The sequence below is a fragment of the Natronomonas moolapensis 8.8.11 genome (assembly GCF_000591055.1).
Taxonomy (GTDB): Archaea; Halobacteriota; Halobacteria; order Halobacteriales; family Haloarculaceae; genus Natronomonas; species Natronomonas moolapensis.
Map to the genome: position 1 here is coordinate 2,373,802 of NC_020388.1, position 19,176 is coordinate 2,392,977.

General features: G+C 63.4%; 16 protein-coding genes and 1 pseudogene. 16 read left to right on the plus strand and 1 reads right to left on the minus strand.

Translation table 11 applies throughout. The features are described 5' to 3' along the window. Positions 1 to 685: 685 nt before the first annotated feature. On the minus strand, positions 686 to 1,924 hold the full coding sequence (locus tag NMLP_RS11455) for a hypothetical protein (protein ID WP_049926507.1): 1,239 nt from the start codon (positions 1,922 to 1,924) through the stop codon (positions 686 to 688). Positions 1,925 to 2,425: 501 nt separating this feature from the next. Here NMLP_RS11455 and NMLP_RS11460 point away from each other — a divergent pair. From NMLP_RS11460 to NMLP_RS11535, 16 genes and pseudogenes are all read left to right on the plus strand, one after another. Beyond that, positions 2,426 to 3,010, plus strand: a complete 585-nt coding sequence (locus tag NMLP_RS11460; RefSeq protein WP_049926509.1) for a hypothetical protein — start codon at positions 2,426 to 2,428, stop codon at positions 3,008 to 3,010. Between the two features lie 118 nt (positions 3,011 to 3,128). After that, positions 3,129 to 3,695: a hypothetical protein gene (locus NMLP_RS11465; protein ID WP_152024141.1), complete on the plus strand. Its 567-nt coding sequence runs from the start codon at positions 3,129 to 3,131 to the stop codon at positions 3,693 to 3,695. After that, positions 3,692 to 5,929 carry a PGF-CTERM sorting domain-containing protein gene (locus NMLP_RS14865; protein ID WP_015410281.1) on the plus strand — a complete coding sequence of 746 codons (2,238 nt, stop codon included), beginning with the start codon at positions 3,692 to 3,694 and terminating at the stop codon, positions 5,927 to 5,929. The genes NMLP_RS11465 and NMLP_RS14865 overlap by 4 nt, the downstream gene beginning before the upstream one ends. A gap of 170 nt (positions 5,930 to 6,099) precedes the next feature. Continuing rightward, positions 6,100 to 7,935, plus strand: coding sequence for a sensor histidine kinase (locus NMLP_RS11475; RefSeq protein ID WP_015410282.1), 1,836 nt, complete (start codon positions 6,100 to 6,102; stop codon positions 7,933 to 7,935). 284 nt (positions 7,936 to 8,219) lie between these two features. Next, positions 8,220 to 8,624, plus strand: a complete 405-nt coding sequence (locus NMLP_RS11480; RefSeq protein ID WP_015410283.1) for an NADH-quinone oxidoreductase subunit A — start codon at positions 8,220 to 8,222, stop codon at positions 8,622 to 8,624. Further along, positions 8,621 to 9,310, plus strand: coding sequence for an NADH-quinone oxidoreductase subunit B (locus tag NMLP_RS11485; RefSeq protein WP_015410284.1), 690 nt, complete (start codon positions 8,621 to 8,623; stop codon positions 9,308 to 9,310). Before NMLP_RS11480 ends, NMLP_RS11485 begins: the two co-directional genes overlap by 4 nt. After that, positions 9,307 to 10,986, plus strand: a complete 1,680-nt coding sequence (locus NMLP_RS11490) for an NADH-quinone oxidoreductase subunit D (protein WP_015410285.1) — start codon at positions 9,307 to 9,309, stop codon at positions 10,984 to 10,986. Before NMLP_RS11485 ends, NMLP_RS11490 begins: the two co-directional genes overlap by 4 nt. Next, positions 10,986 to 12,062 carry a complex I subunit 1/NuoH family protein gene (locus tag NMLP_RS11495; RefSeq protein ID WP_015410286.1) on the plus strand — a complete coding sequence of 359 codons (1,077 nt, stop codon included), beginning with the start codon at positions 10,986 to 10,988 and terminating at the stop codon, positions 12,060 to 12,062. The genes NMLP_RS11490 and NMLP_RS11495 overlap by 1 nt, the downstream gene beginning before the upstream one ends. Then, positions 12,062 to 12,523: a NuoI/complex I 23 kDa subunit family protein gene (locus tag NMLP_RS11500; RefSeq protein ID WP_015410287.1), complete on the plus strand. Its 462-nt coding sequence runs from the start codon at positions 12,062 to 12,064 to the stop codon at positions 12,521 to 12,523. Before NMLP_RS11495 ends, NMLP_RS11500 begins: the two co-directional genes overlap by 1 nt. Before the next feature lie 163 nt (positions 12,524 to 12,686). After that, positions 12,687 to 12,770, plus strand: a pseudogene (locus NMLP_RS15280) (NuoI/complex I 23 kDa subunit family protein); the annotation flags it as partial. Positions 12,771 to 13,196: 426 nt separating this feature from the next. Further along, positions 13,197 to 13,475, plus strand: a complete 279-nt coding sequence (locus NMLP_RS11510; protein ID WP_015410288.1) for an NADH-quinone oxidoreductase subunit J — start codon at positions 13,197 to 13,199, stop codon at positions 13,473 to 13,475. Then, complete coding sequence (locus tag NMLP_RS11515) at positions 13,472 to 13,756, plus strand: hypothetical protein (RefSeq protein ID WP_015410289.1); 285 nt, start codon at positions 13,472 to 13,474, stop codon at positions 13,754 to 13,756. Before NMLP_RS11510 ends, NMLP_RS11515 begins: the two co-directional genes overlap by 4 nt. Further along, the gene (gene nuoK / locus NMLP_RS11520) at positions 13,756 to 14,070 is read left to right on the plus strand and encodes an NADH-quinone oxidoreductase subunit NuoK (RefSeq protein ID WP_015410290.1); all 315 of its coding nucleotides are present in this window, start codon (positions 13,756 to 13,758) and stop codon (positions 14,068 to 14,070) included. Before NMLP_RS11515 ends, nuoK begins: the two co-directional genes overlap by 1 nt. Before the next feature lies 1 nt (position 14,071). Then, positions 14,072 to 16,096 (plus strand): NADH-quinone oxidoreductase subunit L, encoded by a 2,025-nt coding sequence (gene nuoL, locus NMLP_RS11525; protein WP_015410291.1) that lies wholly within the window; start codon positions 14,072 to 14,074, stop codon positions 16,094 to 16,096. Further along, entirely contained in the window at positions 16,097 to 17,647 is a 1,551-nt protein-coding gene (locus NMLP_RS11530) for a complex I subunit 4 family protein (RefSeq protein ID WP_015410292.1), read from the plus strand. After that, positions 17,644 to 19,125 (plus strand): NADH-quinone oxidoreductase subunit N, encoded by a 1,482-nt coding sequence (locus NMLP_RS11535; RefSeq protein ID WP_015410293.1) that lies wholly within the window; start codon positions 17,644 to 17,646, stop codon positions 19,123 to 19,125. The genes NMLP_RS11530 and NMLP_RS11535 overlap by 4 nt, the downstream gene beginning before the upstream one ends. Positions 19,126 to 19,176 lie beyond the last annotated feature (51 nt).

Here is a 19,176-nt window from a genome sequence, read left to right on the forward strand (position 1 = left end):
TGCAGTCGTTTTCGACACCTTCATTGAACTTTGTAGGAAGGGAAAACAGCGGACATAGTGGTGTGTTCTAGCCGATACCTCTTGATGAAAGGCGCTTGTTGTCGTATAGGCCCTCGCTCGCTCATCGAACTCCGGACACGATGGTGTGGGTGTGCGGTGGGTGAGTCGCGACAACTGCTCTATCGATCTTCACAGCTCACCGACACCACCACAAAACAACGGACACGACGGTGTGGGTGTCGAGGATCGAATTTCTGACTGGGGACGACGAAATCAGCCCCGTGTGCCCACGGTTGACTGAGATACACCCCACCACGTCGCTGAGGCGGCCAAATCCGAACGCGACCCGGAAACGAGAGTGTGTTCCAAACGGTGAAGCAACCAGCGAGTCGGAAGTTCCGGCAGATATCCAAGGAGACGGGCGCGGAGGTGACGATTCAGATGCTTCGTCGATGGTTCGTGATCGAGATGAGTCGATGTGGTGTTGACACGGACATATCGGCGCGTTCTGTGGGAGAACGAAGTCGAGCGTCTTGGAGAAGCATTCTCTCGACTATTCGCTGGAGCGGTTGAAGGAGATATACGACGACGCGGGCCTCACGATGCTTGACTGAGCCTTGCGGTGTGGTTTTTGTGTCATGAAAAATCGCGGTTGACTGACGAGCGACTTGGGAGGCGTGGTTATCTACGAACTGTTATCGGCAGCCGTAACGTCGAGATCAGAGAGGGAAATCGATTGACCGTTGACGGTGACGCTACTAACGCTCTTTTCACTGCTGCTACTGTTGCCAATATAAACGCTCACTTCATCTAGACTGACTTCCCCTCTGCTAAGGTTTTCATTGTTCAACTCGCTAATGACTTGTTTTACTCCGCCACCACTCTCTGTCTTATCAGGATCCGCATCAGCTCCATCGATCACAGCGGGAATCAGTCTACTACTCTGAACATTTCCGTTTACGTTAACTGCGTTGCTGAAATATGCAGTCCCAGTTCCACCGTCTGCGGTTGGTCCGACAAGGAAGCCGAGAGCGTCAACATCACCGGACGTGTAATCCTGGTCAGTCCCGTTGATGCCAGATACAACAGGGATTTGAATTCCCTCAATAGCGGTCAGTCCCGACGATCCAGTCGAGGTAATCGTTCCACCGCTGGACTTGCTCAGGTCGCTAGCGTCGATTCTCCCACCGCTGAACTCAGCATTTATCACTAAATAACCGGGTTCAGGTTCGTAACCGCCAACTCTGAATTCCCCTTTATTTTCTCCGAACGCTTTACTAAGCTGATTACCGTTTCCGCTGAAAGCACTATTGTCTTCTAAAGTGGCCTGCGAGATCGTGAGAGCGTCATCCGGCTCAAGCGTAAGCGTGTCTCTCTCTCGCTGCTGAACGAAGTTCTGGTTGGCGAGGTCCGATCCAGCGCGGAAGACCACGTCTCCGGTGATGTCTTCGGGATCGCTGGAATTGAACGTCTCGACCCGAATTGCGACGTCAATTTCATCATCGGGATCTACGCCGCTGAACACCTCACTCGATCCGTCGGCGATCGTTTGAGTACTACCATCTGGACTACCTCCGTCTCTAGGAGTCGCCACGAGTTCAAACGTCGCGCTGTTGTCCAGTGCTTCGAAGTCCGTCAGATCGATTTCGATATCGACCTTACCGTCGAAGTTATCGCCGTCGCTGTCGAGTTCATTGTCGAAATTGCTGACGAGTTTGAATGCTCCGCTACCGTCGGCTACATCACCATTTTTAATTTGTCCGATTTCGACCGTTGAGCCGACATTGAATCCTTCGTTGTCGGCACCCAGCCGGTCGGTATCGATGACAAGCTCGCCATCACTATCCTCGATCACCGAGGCAACACTATCGTTTGGAACAAGCGCAATCAACGCTTCGCTATCGGGGTCGACACCGATCGTCACGTCGCGCGATGCCTGCAGCTGCGTAAACGCCCCCGATCCGAATACGATTCCACTCCCCGCCGCCGCTGTGCCCAATCCAAGGAGGACATTCCGTCTGTTCATGAGTACGTGTTCACCGCATCCGTACCCATGCCCCCAAGGGTGTTATTAATGAGTCGGCTGAGCGTGTTCAGACCCAGTCTGAGCGACGACGGTCGCCCGTACGACACGACCCGCACGCGACGCGACCCGCCCGGGACCGATTCGAACCCCGGAGAACCGATCGGGCCGACGACACCGCCGTCGACGTCGACGGACTCCCGACCGCCCGTGACGATTCGACGATCTGAGACGCCCTCCTGCCGCAATACGACGTTCCTCAGGGCCGGTTTGAGCGCTCCGGTGGACGCTCACGGGGGCGCTGAACGCCTCCGGCATGGATCAGACGATGCCTGAAACGGATCACGCGTGTGCCTGAGGACCGTCAGGGAACTCATTAACATATAGGTGGGCGTTCTGTGCGTGGACAATGACGAGGTGGGTTCGTCGGCCATGAATCGGCGCAACGTACTGGTCGGGCTCGGAGCGGCCGCGACCGGCAGCAGCGTGGTGTTGGGCTCCGGCGCGTTCGCGCAGGTCAGCACCGCGAGGAGTGTCACGATCGCGGTGGACAAAGATAGCGAGGCGTTGGTACAACTCGAAGCCGGTGATCCAACGCCGGTTCAGGAGAACGGCAGCGGCGAACTCGAGATCAGTACGGAGAACTTCGGTGGGGCGTTCAACGAGAACGCGACGGTGGAGATAGGTGATCCAGATAATCCAGGTACGACTCCAGCCTTCAGCGTGACGAACAACTTCGACGTCGATATCGATCTCACGCTGAATTTGCAGGACATCGACTCAAGCAATGATTTTACGCTGTATTTTGATCAAACCTCAAGCTTCCCAGATACACTTGACGCAAACGGAAGTACGGATTCAACTTTGGGTTCAGATACAGATACGACGCTGAACATCGCAATCAAGATCGACACCCAGAGCGCTGGATCGAATTTCGACGGGACGATACAGATCGATGCGAGCCATCCCTCGTCCGGAGGTGCCTGACCATGGTTCGACGACTCACTGACTGCGGTAACGGGAAACAGGAGACTCTCGGGGGTGTCGACAACACATGAACCGACGAAGCGTACTCAAGGGACTGTCGGCCGCGTCAATCGGGTCGGTGGGGCTCGTGTTCGGATCGGGCGCGTTCACCGAGGCGACCGCCACCCGCGATTTCTCGATTTCGGTGGCGAACGACGGCAGCGATAGCGCACAGCTCCAGATCGAACCACAGGGGGTTAGCTCGGATTCCGTATATCAAACCGAGTCCGGCGTGCTGGTGATCGACGCCAGTAAGCTTCCGCCACAGGCGATAACCACCCTCGGCCGGTTTGGTGATCTCAGCGATGCGAACTCCCTGAAAGAGGAGGTTTTCGCGATCACCAACGAGAACGACACTGGTGAATCGGTCGCTATCACCGTGAACGTCGAGATCACCAGTGACGACGACGACGCGACGCTCAATGTCGCTATCGCGCCGGAAAATAACCAGGGGAACGTCGATAGCGAGAGCGTTACTGTAGCTACAGCGACAGGTAAAGGAGCAGGATCCAGCGGGTCAGCCATGGTCAGAAGTGTCTCAGTCGGCGACCAGGTCCTCGGGGGTATCCTCATCAATTCGGCAGGTGCCGAAACGATTGAGGCCGATATCACGATCGAAGCCGACCAGTCGGTGGAGGCAAGATGAACACACGTACGCTGCTCGCCGGGTTCTTTGTTGTCGCCCTGATCGGAAGCGCCGTCGTCGGTACCGGCGCGGGCGACATCTTCAGCGGCCAAGACGAAGTCGAGGAGAGCGTCACGCTCAGCCCCGCGGACACGCCCGAGGGCGACGCGTACGCCTCAACGACCGACGCCGGCGAGCTGTCCGTCACGATCGATGGACTCCCGCAGAACGCCCAGACGGACGTCGACGACGTATTCAATGTCTCCTTCGACTCCCCGACCAGTCCCACCGCGAAGGTACTGATCAATGAAAGCGAATCGAACGACAACGTCGATTTCGTCGTCACGGACGCCTCCAACGCGGCGGGCGTGCAGTCGGGCGCTGACATCGACGACTCGCGGGTCGAACTCGAATCGGGCGAGTCGGTCCTCGTCGGCGTCGAACTCGACGGCACCTCGGGTGGCGACGTCACGATCGAGGAGATCACCGCCGACGTCGAACTCGACGCCGGCGACCTCGCGGTGACCTTCGACAACAACGTCATCGCCGCGGGCGACGGCCAGACCCAGGCGACGGCGACCACGCTGTTCGAGGACGGCGTCACCGAAGATCGGACCGCCGACGCCGAGTTCTCCAGCAACGACACCGACGTCGTCGAGGTCGACGACGACGGCACGATCACCGCGGGCGAGGCGGGTACTGCGACGATCACCGCTGAGCTGGACGCCGAGGACGTCGTCGGCGACGAGGGTGTCACTGCCGAGGCGGAAATCAACGTCGGCCTGATAACGGACCTCGACGTCGAACTCGCGGACGACCGCGTCCGGTTCGGCAGCGGGGTCAGCCAGACCGAGACGACGGCCGTCGACAGCGTCACTGCCACGCTCGCGGACGGCACCACGACTGACGTCACGAACGACACCGATCTCACCGTGGCGCCCGCCGACGGCGACGCGGAACTCGTCGACGTGAACGACCTGACCATCGCGCCGACCGAGGACGCCACCGGCACGGCGACGATCCAAGCGGAACTGCAGGGCGAAAGTGACGCAGTCGACGTCACGGCGGTCCGGCGCTCGCGGGCAACCGTCGACGCCGATGAGGGCACCGCGAGCTTCGACGGCACGGAGAGGATCGATTCTATTACTTTCGAGGGCGTTGACCTGCAGGGCAGCGAAACGGTCGAGATTGAGGAGTCCGACCAGCCACCCGACGAAGAGGACCTCCCGGACAATATCGATCCGGCAACAAGCGTAACAATCACCGACGGTACTAGCGTCACCGTTGACGACGAGAACGAAGACGAAAGCGCGAATCTCACAGCCAGAGTGCCGACCGACGAAGTCAATCGAGGCGACATCGTCGTGATCCGACTCCCCGACGACGGTGGCTCCCAGAGGCTGGATCCCTATGTCGGAGACCCGGTCGACGACAAATACGTCGTCAAGTTCGAGACGCCCGGCTTCTCGACGTTCGTCCTCGGCGGCACGACTACCGAACCCTCCGGCGGCGGAGGCGGTGGCGGTGGCAGCGGGGGCGGTAGTTTCGGCGGCGGTGGTCTCTCGCCGTCGGTCTCCGTCTCGACCGGCGTCGACGTCGCATCGGGCGGAACGGTCGAACTGGGCCGTGGCACGGTCGAGTCGATCAGGTTCGAGGAAGCCACCCAAGGAACTCTCGAAATCGACGATTACGGGACCTCTGTCCCGCCGGGCAGCGCCGAGACCGGCGACCGCCCGGTGCTTGCCAGCGCCGACATCACCGCGCCCGACTCGGTATCGGACTCACCGGCGACCATCCGGATGACAGTCGATCAGACCGAACTGCTCCGAACCGGCGTCGACGCCGACGAGCTCGCGATCCTGAGAGAAACTGATACCCGATATCAGACGCTTGATACGTCTGTCGCCGGCGAGAACGGGGACGTGACTCTCGAGGCCCGGACGCCTGGTTTCTCGACGTTCATCGTCACCACCGACGAAGGTGACATAGTCTTCGACACCGACGCCGACACGCCGGTGCCGGACGACGGCGGGACGCCCGTCCCCGGCGACGGCGCGCCCGCGGACGACGATGCGACCGAGACGCCCGACACCGAGGCGACCGAGACGCCCGACACCGAGGCGACCGAGACGCCCGACACCGAGGCGACCGAGACGCCCGAACCCGAATCGCTGCCCGGCTTCGGCGCCGCTGTCGCCGTCGTGGCGTTGCTCGCCGCCGCGCTGTTGGCTGCGCGCCGGCGGACGGACGGCTGACCCCAACTGCGGCTCTCTTTATTTCGCCCGAGCGCCCCCGTCAATCCGGAGCGGGAGTTCGGCCACCGTCCCGTCGACGCGGCCAATCGGACGACCGCCGCTCTCACCCTTCCGGGGAGTAAGTATATACGCATCCCTGCCGCAGGTTCCGACAGCGACACAGGATTGGCATGTCTGTCCAGACGCCCGTAGTCTCGCTTCTCATCCTCGCAACGCTCGTCGTCTCGGCCGGCTACGTCGCGTTCGGTGCCCGTACGCTCCGGGCACGTGCCGGGCGCGGCGTCAAAACGCTCGGCTGGTTCGCGATACTGTGGGGCATCGGCAACGGACTCACGAACGCGATGGATCTGTACCTGAGCGCGTCGCTCGGGATCGTGACACAGGCGCAGTTTTCGACCGCTGTGTTGCCACGTTGGTTCGAGGTGTCCCTCGCCGCCGGGACGTTTTTGAGCATCCTTTCGAGCACGGTCGCGCCGTTCGTCTGGACCGCGTTCGTGCTCAACTACACGACCCAGCTCCGCCCGCGACACCGCCGGCTGTACGCCGGTTCCGTCGCGGTAGTGACGCTGTTCGTGGTCTTTTTCACCGCGCCGAGCCTCCTCGAAGTCCTCGGAATACGGGCTCCCCTCGCCAATAGCTTCCTGTTTCTCACCGGCCTCGTCGTTATCGGGAGCCAGATCGGCGTCGCCGGCGCCGGGGTCGCGCAACTGTATAAATCCTCACAGCGGTACGCCCCGTCCGAACCCGCGGAGGTGCTCGCCGTCGCCGCCCCGCTGTTGTTGTTGTTCAACAACGCTGCGAACAACTTCGGTCTCTACGGGGAGTTTCTCGGGCTCTACGCCGTGTACTTCTCGCTGCACGGGTTCGGGATCGTCGGCTTCGTAGCGGCAATCCAGCGGTACGATATCTTCGAGCAACTGCCGGCGGCGACCGAGATCGGCCGCGACACCGCGATTGAGTCCATCGAGTTGGGTATCGTGGTGCTCGACGAGCACGACCGGATCGCGGATATAAACGAGTCCGCGAGGGCCATGTTCGGCAGGCGCGACGGGACGGTGGTCGGAACCGACTATCGGAACCTCCACCCGTCGCTTGCGAATACCGATCTGACGGCCGAACGGGCGCGTACGATCAAGATCCCCGAGACCGGTCGCGTGCTCGAAGCCGATACCACCACAATGGCCGACAGATACGACCGCCCACTCGGCGCCGCGGTCGCGTTCTACGACATCACCGAGCAGAAACGCCGCCAGGAGCGGATCCAGGTGTTGAACCGCGTGTTGCGACACAACCTGCGCAACGAGCTCACCGGCGCGCGGGGGTACGCCCAGTTGCTCGTTACCGAACCCGAGAACGCCGCGGAGCTCGCAGAGCAGATCACAGAACATCACGACCGGCTCACGTCGATGGGCGATAAAGCCCAGCGGATCGAACGGATGCTCGAACTCGACCGCGACGCGACCGGATCGACGCCCGTCTCCGAGGTCGTCGGAGATGCCATCTCGGCCGTAAACACGGGGACCGACCGGACGATCGACCCGGAGCAGGTGACGGCGTCGATCCCGGGCGTCTCTTTGACCCGTGTTAATCCCGCGATCCTCCAGATGGTGCTCGTGGAACTGCTCGAAAACGCGATCCAGCACGCCGCGGATCCCGAAATCGAGATCCAGTTTCGAGAGCCTGATCACGCGCTCGTCGTCACCGATACCGGTCCCGGGATACCGGATATCGAGATCGAGGTTCTCCGGACGGAGACGGAGACGCCGACGAAACACGGCCAGGGGCTCGGCCTGTGGCTCATCAAATGGGGGATCGACCGCCTCGGTGGCTCGGTCGACATCGACGCCGACAGTTCCGGAACCCGTATCGAAGTCACGCTCCCGGCGGCGCACTTCGTCCGAACGCCCGAAGCGTCAACGTCGGAGTCAGGGACGGAGTCTGAGCCGGAGTTCGGGACGGAGTCTGAGTCGGGGTCAGGGACGGAGTCTGAGCCGGAGTCAGGGTGATCTTCGGACGATCCGTTACAACGGGCACCGCCGGGCTACACCCCATCTGTTCGAGTCCCCCTATCCTCTTTTGGAGAATAAAATTAAACTCGCGTGGTTGGGTTCCGGGCGTATCCCTGCTTCTCACCCGTCCGACAAGGTCGGAACGGCGATTTCTCGCTTTGCATCATAATAAATAAACTGGTAATCTACCGGCAGTCCTCGCCGTCGAGGGCAGGTGTAGGTGATCCGACTCAACAACCCTTAATACGCTGTCTTCCAAACCATATAACGATACAAACCGCATGAGTGATCCATGGATCGCCGTCGGTGCGCTGGCGCTTGTGGGGCTTGCGATCCCGCTGTCGATGATCGTCGTCTCCAGTCTGCTTCGCCCCAGCGTGCCCGAACAAGGAAAACGCGCCATCTACGAGTCCGGTGAGGTGCCGACCGGGGATACGCGCATCCGCTTCAACATCCAGTACTACACAGTCGCGTTGCTGTTCGTCGTCTTCGACGTCGAGACGGTGCTCATCTTCCCGTGGGCGCTGATATACAGCGACGCCGTCGCCGAGTTCGGACTCGGGCCGGTGTTGGGACCGATGCTCGTCTTCCTTGCGGTCCTCGTCATCGGACTCGGGTGGGCGTGGCGTACCGGTGCCGTTCGCTGGGTCAAGAGCGAACGCGCGGAGATCAAAACCCAACTATGAGCAGCGACAGCGACCAACTCCACGACACAGTCTCGACGCAGGACGCCCGGATGGGCGACGGCGTCGACAGCCGATTCAACTCGAAGCTCCGGGAGGCGTTCGGCTCGACGCCGTTCATTCTCACCAAGTTCGACCAGTTCATGAACTGGGTGCGGGGCAACTCGATGTTCATGCTGCAGTTCGGGATCGCCTGCTGCAGCATCGAGATGATCCACAGCTACGCGATCAAACACGACCTCGATCGCTTCGGGGCGGGCGTCCCGCGCGCCTCGCCGCGGCAGGCTGACGTGATCATCGTCCCCGGGACCATCGTCTCGAAGTTCGCCCCCCGGATGAAACGCGTCTACGACCAGATGCCCGAACCGAAGTTCGTCGTCGGGATGGGTTCGTGTACCATCTCCGGCGGCCCCTTCCAGGAGGGGTACAACGTCATCAAGGGCGCCGAGGAGGTCATTCCGGTCGACATCCACGTCCCGGGCTGTCCACCCCGCCCCGAGGCGCTCATCTACGGCATCGCGAAACTGCAAGAGCGCATCCGAAACGGCGAGACCTCGCCGGTGACGGTCAAACCCTACGAGCTAGAGGAGTTCGGCGATCTGGAACGCGACGAGTTGGTCCAGCATCTGGCCGACGAGATCGACGAGGAGGACCTCGTCATGCGGTACAACTGGGCTGATTCGCCATGAGTCTGGAGCAACCCCGCCCCACCGACGTCGGCGAGACGGCCGACGGCAGCGTCGACTACGACGAACTCGAGGCGCTGCTCGGCGAGACGACACTCGGTCGCGAGTCCCACGTCAACGCCGAGGCGTTCGTCGTCCGCCCCGACGAGGTCCAAGAGGCGCTGTCGGCGCTCCGGGAGGACGCCGGCTTCGATTACTGCTCGAGCGTCACCGCCCAGCAGTACGAGGACCGCTTCGAGTCGATCTATCACTTGAAGAAGTACGACGACCCGACACAGGAGGTCGGCGTCGTCGTCCCGACGCCGACCGACGAGCCGAAAAGCGAGACTGCCGAACCCGTCTACCGGACCGCCGAGTGGCACGAACGGGAGGCCTACGACCTGGTCGGCATCGAGTACGACGGCCACCCCGACATGCGCCGGATCCTGCTGCCCGAGACGTGGCAGGGCCACCCGCTCGGGCTGGATTACAACCCCGAGAAGCCACAGGTCGTCCCGTTCCGCGAACACGCCAACCCGCTGCAGCCGGACGCCCGCGGCGAGGGGGCCGACTCCGACACGATGTTCATCAACATCGGCCCACACCACCCGGCGACCCACGGCGTCCTCCACGTCAAGACCGTCCTCGACGGCGAGCAGATCGCCGACGTCGAACCCGACATCGGCTACCTGCACCGCTGTGAGGAACAGATGTGCCAGCAGTCGACGTACCGCCACCAGATCATGCCCTACCCCGACCGGTGGGACTACGTCTCCGCCGGCATCCTCAACGAGTGGGCCTACGCCCGCGCGGCCGAGGACCTCGCCGACATCGACGTCCCGGAGTACGCCCAGGTCATCCGGACGATGTCCGCGGAGCTGTGTCGGATCGCGAGCCACATGCTCGCCCTCGGTACGTTCGCTTTGGACGTCTTCGGCGACTTCACCGCGGTGTTCCAGTACGCCTTCCGCGATCGGGAGGTCGTCCAGAACATCTTAGAGGACCTGACGGGCCAGCGGCTCATGTTCAACTACCTCCGGCTGGGCGGGGTCGCCTGGGACCTGCCGGAACCCCGCGCGGAGTTCTTCGAGAAGATTCGCGATTTCCTCGACGGGTTGCCCGAGAAGACGACCGAGTACCACAACCTCATTACCGCCAACGAGATCTTCCAGGTGCGGTGTGTCGACACGGGCGAACTTCCGCCGGCGGTCGCAAAGCAGTACGGCGCGACCGGCCCCGTCGCCCGCGGGTCGGGGGTCGACTTCGACCTCCGCCGGGACGATCCCTACGGCTACTACGAGGAACTCGACTGGGACGTCGTCACCGAGGACGGCTGTGACAACTACAGCCGCGTCCTCGTCCGGATGCAGGAGGTCGAGGAGTCCGCGAAGATCATCGAACAGTGCGTCGATCTCCTCGAGGACTGGCCCGAAGACGACCGCGAGATCCAATCGAACGTCCCCCGGACGCTGAAGCCCGACCCCGACACCGAGATCTACCGCGGCGTCGAGGCCGCAAAGGGCGAGCTGGGGATCTACATGCGCTCGGACGGCACCGACAAGCCCGCCCGATTCAAGATCCGCAGTCCGTGTTTCTGTAACCTCCACACCCTGCGGGAGATGACCGAGGGCGAGTACATTCCGGACCTGATCGCCTCGCTCGGCAGCCTCGACATCGTTCTCGGGGAGGTCGATCGGTGATGGCGCCGGCGCTCGCCGCGCTGCAGGGTGCGCCGCTGCCCGACCGGATCGTCGAGCTGTTGCCGTTCGGCTCGGGACCGCTCGGCACCGCAATCGCCGCCGTCGTCGGCGCGGCGATCGTCGGCTCGTTGATGATGACGATGACCGCAGTCGCCGGGCCGTGGGCCAAACGAAAGGTCACGGCGGCTTTCACCGACCGCTACGCCGTCAACCGGCTCGGTCCGTTCGGGCTCGTGATCATCGTCGCCGACGCGGTTCGGCTGCTCTCGAAGGAGCTCATCGTCCCCGAGGGCGCGGACCGCCCGGCGTGGGACCTCGCGCCGGTCGTTCTCGCGTTTTCGGCGCTCCTGGGCTTCGCCGTCATCCCGATGGGCAGCGGAATCCACCTCGCCGATCCAGAGGTCGGACTGGTGTACGTGTTCGCCATCGCGTCGATCGCCTCGCTGGGGCTCGTGATGGCCGGTTACGCCTCGAACAACAAGTTCTCGATGCTCGGCGGGCTCCGGGCGGTCGCCCAGAACCTCGCCTACGAGATCCCGCTCATCCTGATCGCGGTCTCGGTCGTGTTGTTCGCCGGCTCGTTGCAGATGAGCGAGATCGTGGCCGCCCAGGCCGAACCGCTCGTCGACCTCGGCGTGGTCGCGATTCCGGCGTGGTACGCGTTCGTCAACCCCTTCGCGTTCGTGCTGTTCATCATCGCGAACCTGATGGAGGTCGGCCGCAACCCCTTCGACATCCCCGAAGCGCCGACGGAGATCGTCGCGGGCTATCAGACAGAGTACTCGAGCGTCTACTTCGTGTTGATCTACCTCGGGGAGTTCCTGCACATCTTCCTCGGCGGCGCGGTCATCGCGACGCTGTTTCTCGGTGGCCCCGCCGGTCCCGGTCCTGCGAGCATCGGGATCGTCTGGTTCATCGCGAAGATCTGGGCCGTCTACCTGTTCACCCAGTGGGCGCGGTCGGCGCTGCCGCGGCTGCGCATCGACCAGCTGATCGAGGTCGGCTGGAAGGGGATGCTCGTGCTATCGCTCGTGAACCTCGTGTTGACTGCCGTAATCGTAGGAGTGATCGCCTGATGATCGGAATGCTCAAATCGATGGCAACGACGATGAAACACGCCCTGGACGGCGAGAAGTTCACCGTCCAATACCCCGAGGAGACCCCGGAGGTCTCCCCGCGCTTTCGGGGCGTCCACAAGTTCTCACAGGAGCGCTGTATCTGGTGTCGTCAGTGCGAGAAGGTCTGTCCGAACGACACGATCCAGATCGTCACCGACGACATGCGCAACGGCGAGCAGTACAACCTCCACATCGGGCAGTGCATCTACTGCCGACTGTGCGAGGAGGTCTGTCCCGTCGACGCGATCCTCCTGACCCAGAACTTCGAGTTCACCGGGGACACGAAGGACGACCTGGCGTACAACAAAGAACAGCTAAAGAACGTCCCGTGGTACAAGGACATCGACCCGCTGGCCTCCCGGGAGCCGGACCGCGAGGGGTGGGTCGGCGAAGGCGACGGCGAAGTCGACTACCAGTAGACGCGTACGGCGAGCGAACGCGAGCCGTTTCACCGACTCCGAGCGACGGGGGCCGAACGGAGTGAGGTCCCCCGATGCGACGGAGTCGGCTTTTTCATCCACGGTTTTTCGGGAGCGGTTCCTCGCGGAGCGAGGAATCCCGAGCGAAAAACGGTGGGGTCGCGAGGACATCGACCCGCTGGCCTCCCGGGAGCCGGACCGCGAGGGATGGGTCGGCGAAGGCGACGGCGAAGTCGACTATCAGTAGCTGGCCCCCTTTTTAACCAACCTCGGGGATAGCGGTGGTCCGATCGAACCGGTGATACGTGGTCGAAATATGGGACGATCAGACGGAAGCGTATTATAGATATCGTTCAGCCCATTTATAAATTATTTATAAAACGTTTATAAAATACATTCCGAGAACGCTGTCCGCCGAGGGGGCGTCCGGCGGTCGCCCCCGAGGCGGTTCCCGGCGACGAGCGAACGGAGTGAGCGAGTCGCCGTAGCGCCGACCGACTAACGCCGCGCGACCGTAGCGAGCGCGGCGGCTGGAGGAAGGCGCGCATATTTTCCCCACGTTTTTGCCGAGAACCGGTGTCGCGCGCCGTTCGGCGCGCGACCCGTGTTCTCGTGTAAAAAGTGGAAGTTGGAACGGAAATCTTCAAAAGGCGTGCGGGTGCACGGACAAGTAATGGCTGTAGTACCGCTTGAGACGCTGGCATTCCTCCTGTTTGCCCTGCTCACTGTCGGGGCGAGCGTGGGGGTCGTAGTGGCCCGGGACGTGTGGCACTCGGCGTTGCTTTTGGGCGCCGCGTTGCTGTCCGTCGCGGTCCACTACGTGATGTTACGGGCCGAGTTCCTCGCGGTGATACAGGTACTCGTGTACGTCGGTGGCGTACTGATCCTGATAACGTTCGCCGTGATGCTCGTTCGGCGCGATTCGGAGATCGAGATGGAGGTGGTCGGATGACGACGAGGCCGCGGCTCTACCGGGGCGACGTGGTCATCGGCGTCCTCGCCGTGGGGCTGTTCGGCTTCTTCGCGGCGGTGTTTCTGGGTTCGGGGTTCGGCACCGCCGGCGCGTTCCCGGAGGGGTCGGTCACCGCCTCGATCGGCTACGCGCTGTTGAATCTACCGGGCGGCGACATCGGCGGTGAGGGCTTTCTCGTCTCCTTTATCGCCATCGCGGTCGTACTTGACGCTGCCCTCGACGGCGCGCTATTGCTGGCGAAAACGGAGGACGAACCCTGATGGTATTGGAGACTGTCCCGGCGGAGTACTACCTCGTGCTCTCGGCGGCGGTGTTCTGTGCCGGGCTCTTCGGCGTGCTCACCCGGCGGAACGCGCTCCTGTTTTTGATGAGCGTCGAGCTATTGCTCAACGCGGCGAACATCAACCTCGTGGTCTTTTCGTTTTATTGGGGCGAGATCACGGGCCAGACGTTCGCGCTGTTCGTCGTCGCGCTCGCCGCCGCGGAGGTCGCGGTCGGAATCGGCATCATCCTCGTGTTGCACCGGAACTTCGGCGACGTCGACGTGACCGACGCAACGACACTGAAGTGGTAAGATGGCGCTGATATACGAACTCACTCCGGCGATCGTGTTGCTCCCGCTCGCGTCGTTCGCGCTCGCGTTATTCTTCGGGCAGTGGCTGCCCAAGCGCGGGGCCGTCGTGGGGAGTCTCGCCACCGCAGGGACGCTCGGACTCTCCGTCGCCACCCTCGGGTGGCTCCTGACGACGGGCGAACCGCACAACCAGACGTGGTACGCGCTCGTCGACGCCGAGGCGACGTTCGATCTCACCTTCGGCATCCTGATCGACCAGCTCTCGGCAGCGATGCTCGTCATCGTTTCGCTCGTCGCATTCCTCGTTCACGTGTTTTCGCTTGGCTACATGAACGACGAGGGCGAACCGGGGCTGCCGCGGTACTACGCCGGGTTGGGGCTGTTCACGGCGAGTATGCTCGCGTTCGTGATCGCCGACAACCTGCTCATGGCGTTCGTCTTCTTCGAGTTGGTCGGGCTCTGTTCGTACCTGCTCATCGGCCACTGGTTCACCGACGAGGCCCCGCCCTCGGCCGCAAAAAAGGCCTTCCTCGTCACCCGCTTCGGCGATTACTTCTTCCTCGTCGGCGTCGTCGGCGTCCTCGTCACGTTCGGGACCGCGAACTTCGCCGGCAGCGGGGGCTTTCCCGTCCTCGCCGAGGAGGCGCTCGCGGCGGGCGAGACGTTCTTCGGCTTCGGGGCGGAGACGTGGTTTTCGGTGCTCGGATTGCTCGTGTTGGGCGGCGCGCTCGGCAAGTCCGCGCAGTTTCCCTTCCACACGTGGTTGCCCGACGCGATGGAGGGTCCGACGCCCGTCTCGGCGCTGATCCACGCGGCGACGATGGTCGCCGCCGGGGTGTATCTCGTCGCGCGAATGTACGGCTTCTATGCGCTGTTACCGACGGTACTCGGAATCATCGCGTTCGTCGGCGGCTTCACCGCGCTGTTCGCCGCGACGATGGCCATCGTCAAAGACGAGATCAAACAGGTGCTCGCGTACTCGACGATCAGCCAGTACGGGTACATGATGCTCGCCCTAGGCGCGGGCAGCTACGTCGCCGCCTTCTTCCATCTCACCACGCACGCGGTGTTCAAGGCGCTTCTCTTTCTCGGTGCCGGGTCGGTCATCATCGCGATGCACCACAACGAGGACATGTGGGCGATGGGCGGGCTGAAAGACGAGATGCGCGTCACCTACCTCACGTTCCTCGCGGGGTCGCTCGCGCTGGCGGGTATCTTCCCTTTTGCGGGCTTTTGGTCGAAGGATGAGGTGCTCTTCGAGACGCTCATCCACGCCCTCGGGGGGAGCCCGCTTCTGTTCGGCGCCTACGCGATGGGGCTTGCCGCCGTGTTCCTCACCGGCTTTTATACCGTCCGGATGGTGCTTTTGACATTCCACGGCGACCCCCGAAGCGACACCGCCGAGGACCCCCACGACGTCCGCTGGAACGTCAAACTCCCGCTTGCGATCCTCGGCGTCCTCGCCGTCGTCGCCGGCGGGATCAACCTCGTGCCGGTCGAGAAACTCACTGGCGCCCACGTCGCGTTCCTCGAGGGGTACCTCGAGCGCGACCTCGGCCTGTTGACCCACGGCGAACACTACAGCGAACTGTTACACGACTACGCGGGCTATCAGTCCGCCTACGTCGGCAGCGAGGTGACGACGCTGTTGCTCGGAGCCGGGCTCAGCCTCGGGCTGGCGTTGCTCGGTGCCGGGACGGCCTACGGTCTCTATCGCGGCGCGTCGCCGGCGCGACACACGGAGAAACTCGGCGGCATACGGACGCTTCTCATGGACAACTACTACCAAGACGAGTACCAGGTGTGGCTCGCCGAAGGCGCGACGGTGCGGCTCTCGGCCGCCGCCGACACGTTCGATCAGGGCGTCATCGACGGCGCGGTCAACGCGGTTTCGAGTGTGAGCCTCTTCGCCGGGAACCGCCTGCGACGGATCCAGACGGGCATCGTGACGAACTACGCGGCGCTGTTGCTGTTGGGGCTGCTCGCGTTGCTCGTCGTCTTCGCGATCCTCGGGGGGTGGCTCTGAATGTTCGTCGAGATACTTCTGGCGTTGTGTCTCCTCGGCGCCGCCGCAGTCTTCGTGGCCCCCGACCGACACGCCGGCCAACTCGCGTTCGGGATCTCGCTCGCGCCGCTTCTCGTCTCGCTGTACATGTATTTAGCCTTCGAGGGGAGCGGCAACGCACTCTTGGGCGGCGAGATCGCCTACGAGCGCTTCGCGGAGTGGCTCCAGTTCGGCCCCTACGCGGTCAACTACCACGTCGGTCTCGACGGTATTTCCCTGCCGCTCGTCGTCCTCTCGACGGCTCTGACGTCGCTCGCCATCCTGAGCGCGTGGACGCCGATCGACGCCCGCCAAAGCGAGTTTTATGGGCTCGTGTTGTTGCTCGAGGGCAGCCTCGTCGGCGTCTTCGCCGCGTTAGATTTCGTCCTCTGGTTCGTCTTCTGGGAGGCCGTGTTGATCCCCATGTACCTGCTCATCGGTGTCTGGGGTGGCCCCCGTCGCAAGTACGCTGCGATCAAGTTCTTCGTCTACACGAACATCGCCTCGCTCGTGATGTTCATCGGTTACATTGCGTTGCTGTTCGGTCTCGGCGGCGCGGTCTCGGCGACGAGCATGCCCGCGATCGCGGAGGCGCTGCGGGCGGGGCAACTCGGCTACCTCGGCACGCCGGCGTTCGGGGTCGGTCCCGACGTCCTCGCGATGGCCGCCTTCCTCGCGATGTTCGTCGGCTTCGCGGTCAAGGTCCCGATCGTCCCCTTCCACACGTGGCTGCCGGACGCCCACGTCGAGGCCCCGACCCCGGTGTCGGTGCTTTTGGCCGGCGTCCTCCTGAAGATGGGGACCTACGCCCTGTTGCGGTTCAACTTCACGATCCTCCCCGAGCAGGCCGCGGCCCTCGCGGCCCCGATCGCGGCCGTTGCCGTGATCTCGATCATCTACGGCGCGTTGCTCGCGTTGGCCCAACAGGACCTCAAACGCGTCGTCGCGTACTCGTCGGTCTCCTCGATGGGCTACGTCATCTTGGGGCTGGTCGCCTACACCGTCTACGGCGTCGGCGGCGCGACGTTCCAGATGGTCGCCCACGGCCTCATCTCCGGGCTGCTGTTCATGACGGTCGGCGTCTTCTACAACGCGACCCACACCCGGATGATCGGCGACATGTCGGGGCTTGCGACCCGGATGCCGGTCACTGCCGCGGTGTTTCTCGCGGGGGCGTTCGCCTATATGGGGCTGCCGCTGATGGCCGGCTTTATGGGCGAGCTGTTCGTCTTCCTCGGCGCGTTCGAGTCGACGGTCCTGCCGGCCGCGCCGCTGTTTACCGCCGCTGCGATGTTCGGCATCGTGATCGTCGCCGGCTACCTGCTGTGGGCGATGCAGCGGTCGCTGTTCGGCCCGTTTCGGCTCGAGACCGACTACGAACTCGGGCGCGCGCCGCTGCACGACATCGCGCCGCTCGTGGTGCTCGTAGTGCTCATCGTTGCGTTGGGCGTCGCCCCGGACCTCATCTTCGAGATGATCCGGGATGCGACGCTCGACGTCATCGACTTCCCGTTCGGGGGTGACGTCCAATGATCGGCGGCGTCGCGCTCGCGCCGGCCGGGGCGTTCGTCCTCGCGGCGCTCGCGCTGTTCGTACTCGATGCGTTCTCGCCGGGGCGGACGAACGGTGGGCTCCTCGCCGGCGTCTCCGCGTTCGGCGCGTTCGGCGCGCTCGCCGCGTCCGGCGTGCTCCTTCTGTCGGGGGCGGCCGACGGCGTCGAGCTGTTCGGCGGGCAGTTGGTCGTCGACGGGATGAGCCTGCTTTTCACCTTTATTTTCGGCAGCGTGACCGCGCTCGTTTCGATCGCCTCTCTCGATTACGTCCGCGAGTTACCCCACCGCGCCGAGTACTACATGCTCGTCATGCTCGCGGCGACGGGGATGTCGCTGATGGCTTCGGCCAACAGCCTCGCGGTGGCGTTCGTCGCCCTCGAGCTCGCGAGTCTGCCCTCCTACGCGCTCGTCGCGTACCTGAAGGACAACCGCGGCTCCGTCGAGGGTGCGCTCAAGTACTTCCTGATCGGGGCGCTCTCCTCGGCGATCTTCGTCTACGGGATCTCGCTCGTGTACGCTTCGACCGGCAGCCTCCTGCTTTCCGACGTCGCCGGGGCGGTCGGCGGCGCAGCCGCCGGCTACACGGGCGTGCTCGGCGTCGGCGTGCTCATGATCGTCGGCGGGCTCGCGTTCAAAACGGCCTCGGTGCCGTTTCATTTCTGGGCCCCGGACGCCTACGAGGGCGCGCCCGCTCCGGTTTCGGCGTTCCTCTCGTCGGCCTCGAAGGCGGCCGGCTTCGTCCTCGCGTTCCGGATCCTGCTCGTCGGGTTCCCGATCGAGACGGTCGTCGGATCGATCGACTGGGTGTTGTTGTTTCAGGTGCTTGCGGTGTTGACGATGACCGTCGGGAACTTCGCGGCGGCGACCCAAGAGCGTGTCAAGCGGATGCTCGCGTACTCCTCGGTCGGGCACGCCGGCTACGTGTTGATCGGATTGGCCGCGCTGACCGGCGTCGGCGGCGCGAGCGCGGGATCGACGGTTCTCGGGGCGAGTATGCTTCACCTCGTCGTCTACGGATTTATGAACACCGGCGCGTTCCTCTTCGTTGCGCTGGCCGAATACTGGGGGATCGGCCGGACGTTCGAGGACTACAACGGCCTCGCCCGGCAGGCGCCGCTGGCCTGCGTGGCGATGACCGTGTTCATGTTCTCGCTGGCCGGCCTGCCCGTCGGCGGCGGCTTCGTCTCGAAGTACTACCTCTTCGCGGGGGCCGTCGGGGCCGGCGTGCCGTGGCTCGCCGCCGTCGGCGCGATAAACAGCGCGCTCAGCCTCTATTATTACAGCCGCGTCGTCAAGTCGTTGTGGATCGAAGAGCCGGTTTCGGAGCGCTCTATCGATCGGTACCCGACCGCGTTGTACGTCGCGGTGCTCACAGCGGCGGTCGCGACCGTTTTCCTGTTGCCCGGTCTGGCCGTCTTCGACGGTGCGGCCTTCGACGCGGCGGCGGCGCTGTTTTGAGGCCCGGGCGACGCTCCAGCACGTTTTAGACCGTTCGGGCCGGATCGACGG

Excerpts from the sequence above, each read along its gene's own strand:
- NMLP_RS11500 (WP_015410287.1), top strand. The coding sequence starts at position 12,062 with ATGATCGGAATGCTCAAATCGATGGCAACGACGATGAAACACGCCCTG.
- NMLP_RS11530 (WP_015410292.1), top strand. The coding sequence starts at position 16,097 with ATGTTCGTCGAGATACTTCTGGCGTTGTGTCTCCTCGGCGCCGCCGCA.
- NMLP_RS11475 (WP_015410282.1), top strand. The coding sequence starts at position 6,100 with ATGTCTGTCCAGACGCCCGTAGTCTCGCTTCTCATCCTCGCAACGCTC.
- nuoK (WP_015410290.1), top strand. The coding sequence starts at position 13,756 with ATGGTATTGGAGACTGTCCCGGCGGAGTACTACCTCGTGCTCTCGGCG.
- NMLP_RS11515 (WP_015410289.1), top strand. The coding sequence starts at position 13,472 with ATGACGACGAGGCCGCGGCTCTACCGGGGCGACGTGGTCATCGGCGTC.
- NMLP_RS11485 (WP_015410284.1), top strand. The coding sequence starts at position 8,621 with ATGAGCAGCGACAGCGACCAACTCCACGACACAGTCTCGACGCAGGAC.
- NMLP_RS11480 (WP_015410283.1), top strand. The coding sequence starts at position 8,220 with ATGAGTGATCCATGGATCGCCGTCGGTGCGCTGGCGCTTGTGGGGCTT.
- NMLP_RS11535 (WP_015410293.1), top strand. The coding sequence starts at position 17,644 with ATGATCGGCGGCGTCGCGCTCGCGCCGGCCGGGGCGTTCGTCCTCGCG.
- NMLP_RS11490 (WP_015410285.1), top strand. The coding sequence starts at position 9,307 with ATGAGTCTGGAGCAACCCCGCCCCACCGACGTCGGCGAGACGGCCGAC.
- nuoL (WP_015410291.1), top strand. The coding sequence starts at position 14,072 with ATGGCGCTGATATACGAACTCACTCCGGCGATCGTGTTGCTCCCGCTC.
- NMLP_RS14865 (WP_015410281.1), top strand. The coding sequence starts at position 3,692 with ATGAACACACGTACGCTGCTCGCCGGGTTCTTTGTTGTCGCCCTGATC.
- NMLP_RS11495 (WP_015410286.1), top strand. The coding sequence starts at position 10,986 with ATGGCGCCGGCGCTCGCCGCGCTGCAGGGTGCGCCGCTGCCCGACCGG.
- NMLP_RS11510 (WP_015410288.1), top strand. The coding sequence starts at position 13,197 with ATGGCTGTAGTACCGCTTGAGACGCTGGCATTCCTCCTGTTTGCCCTG.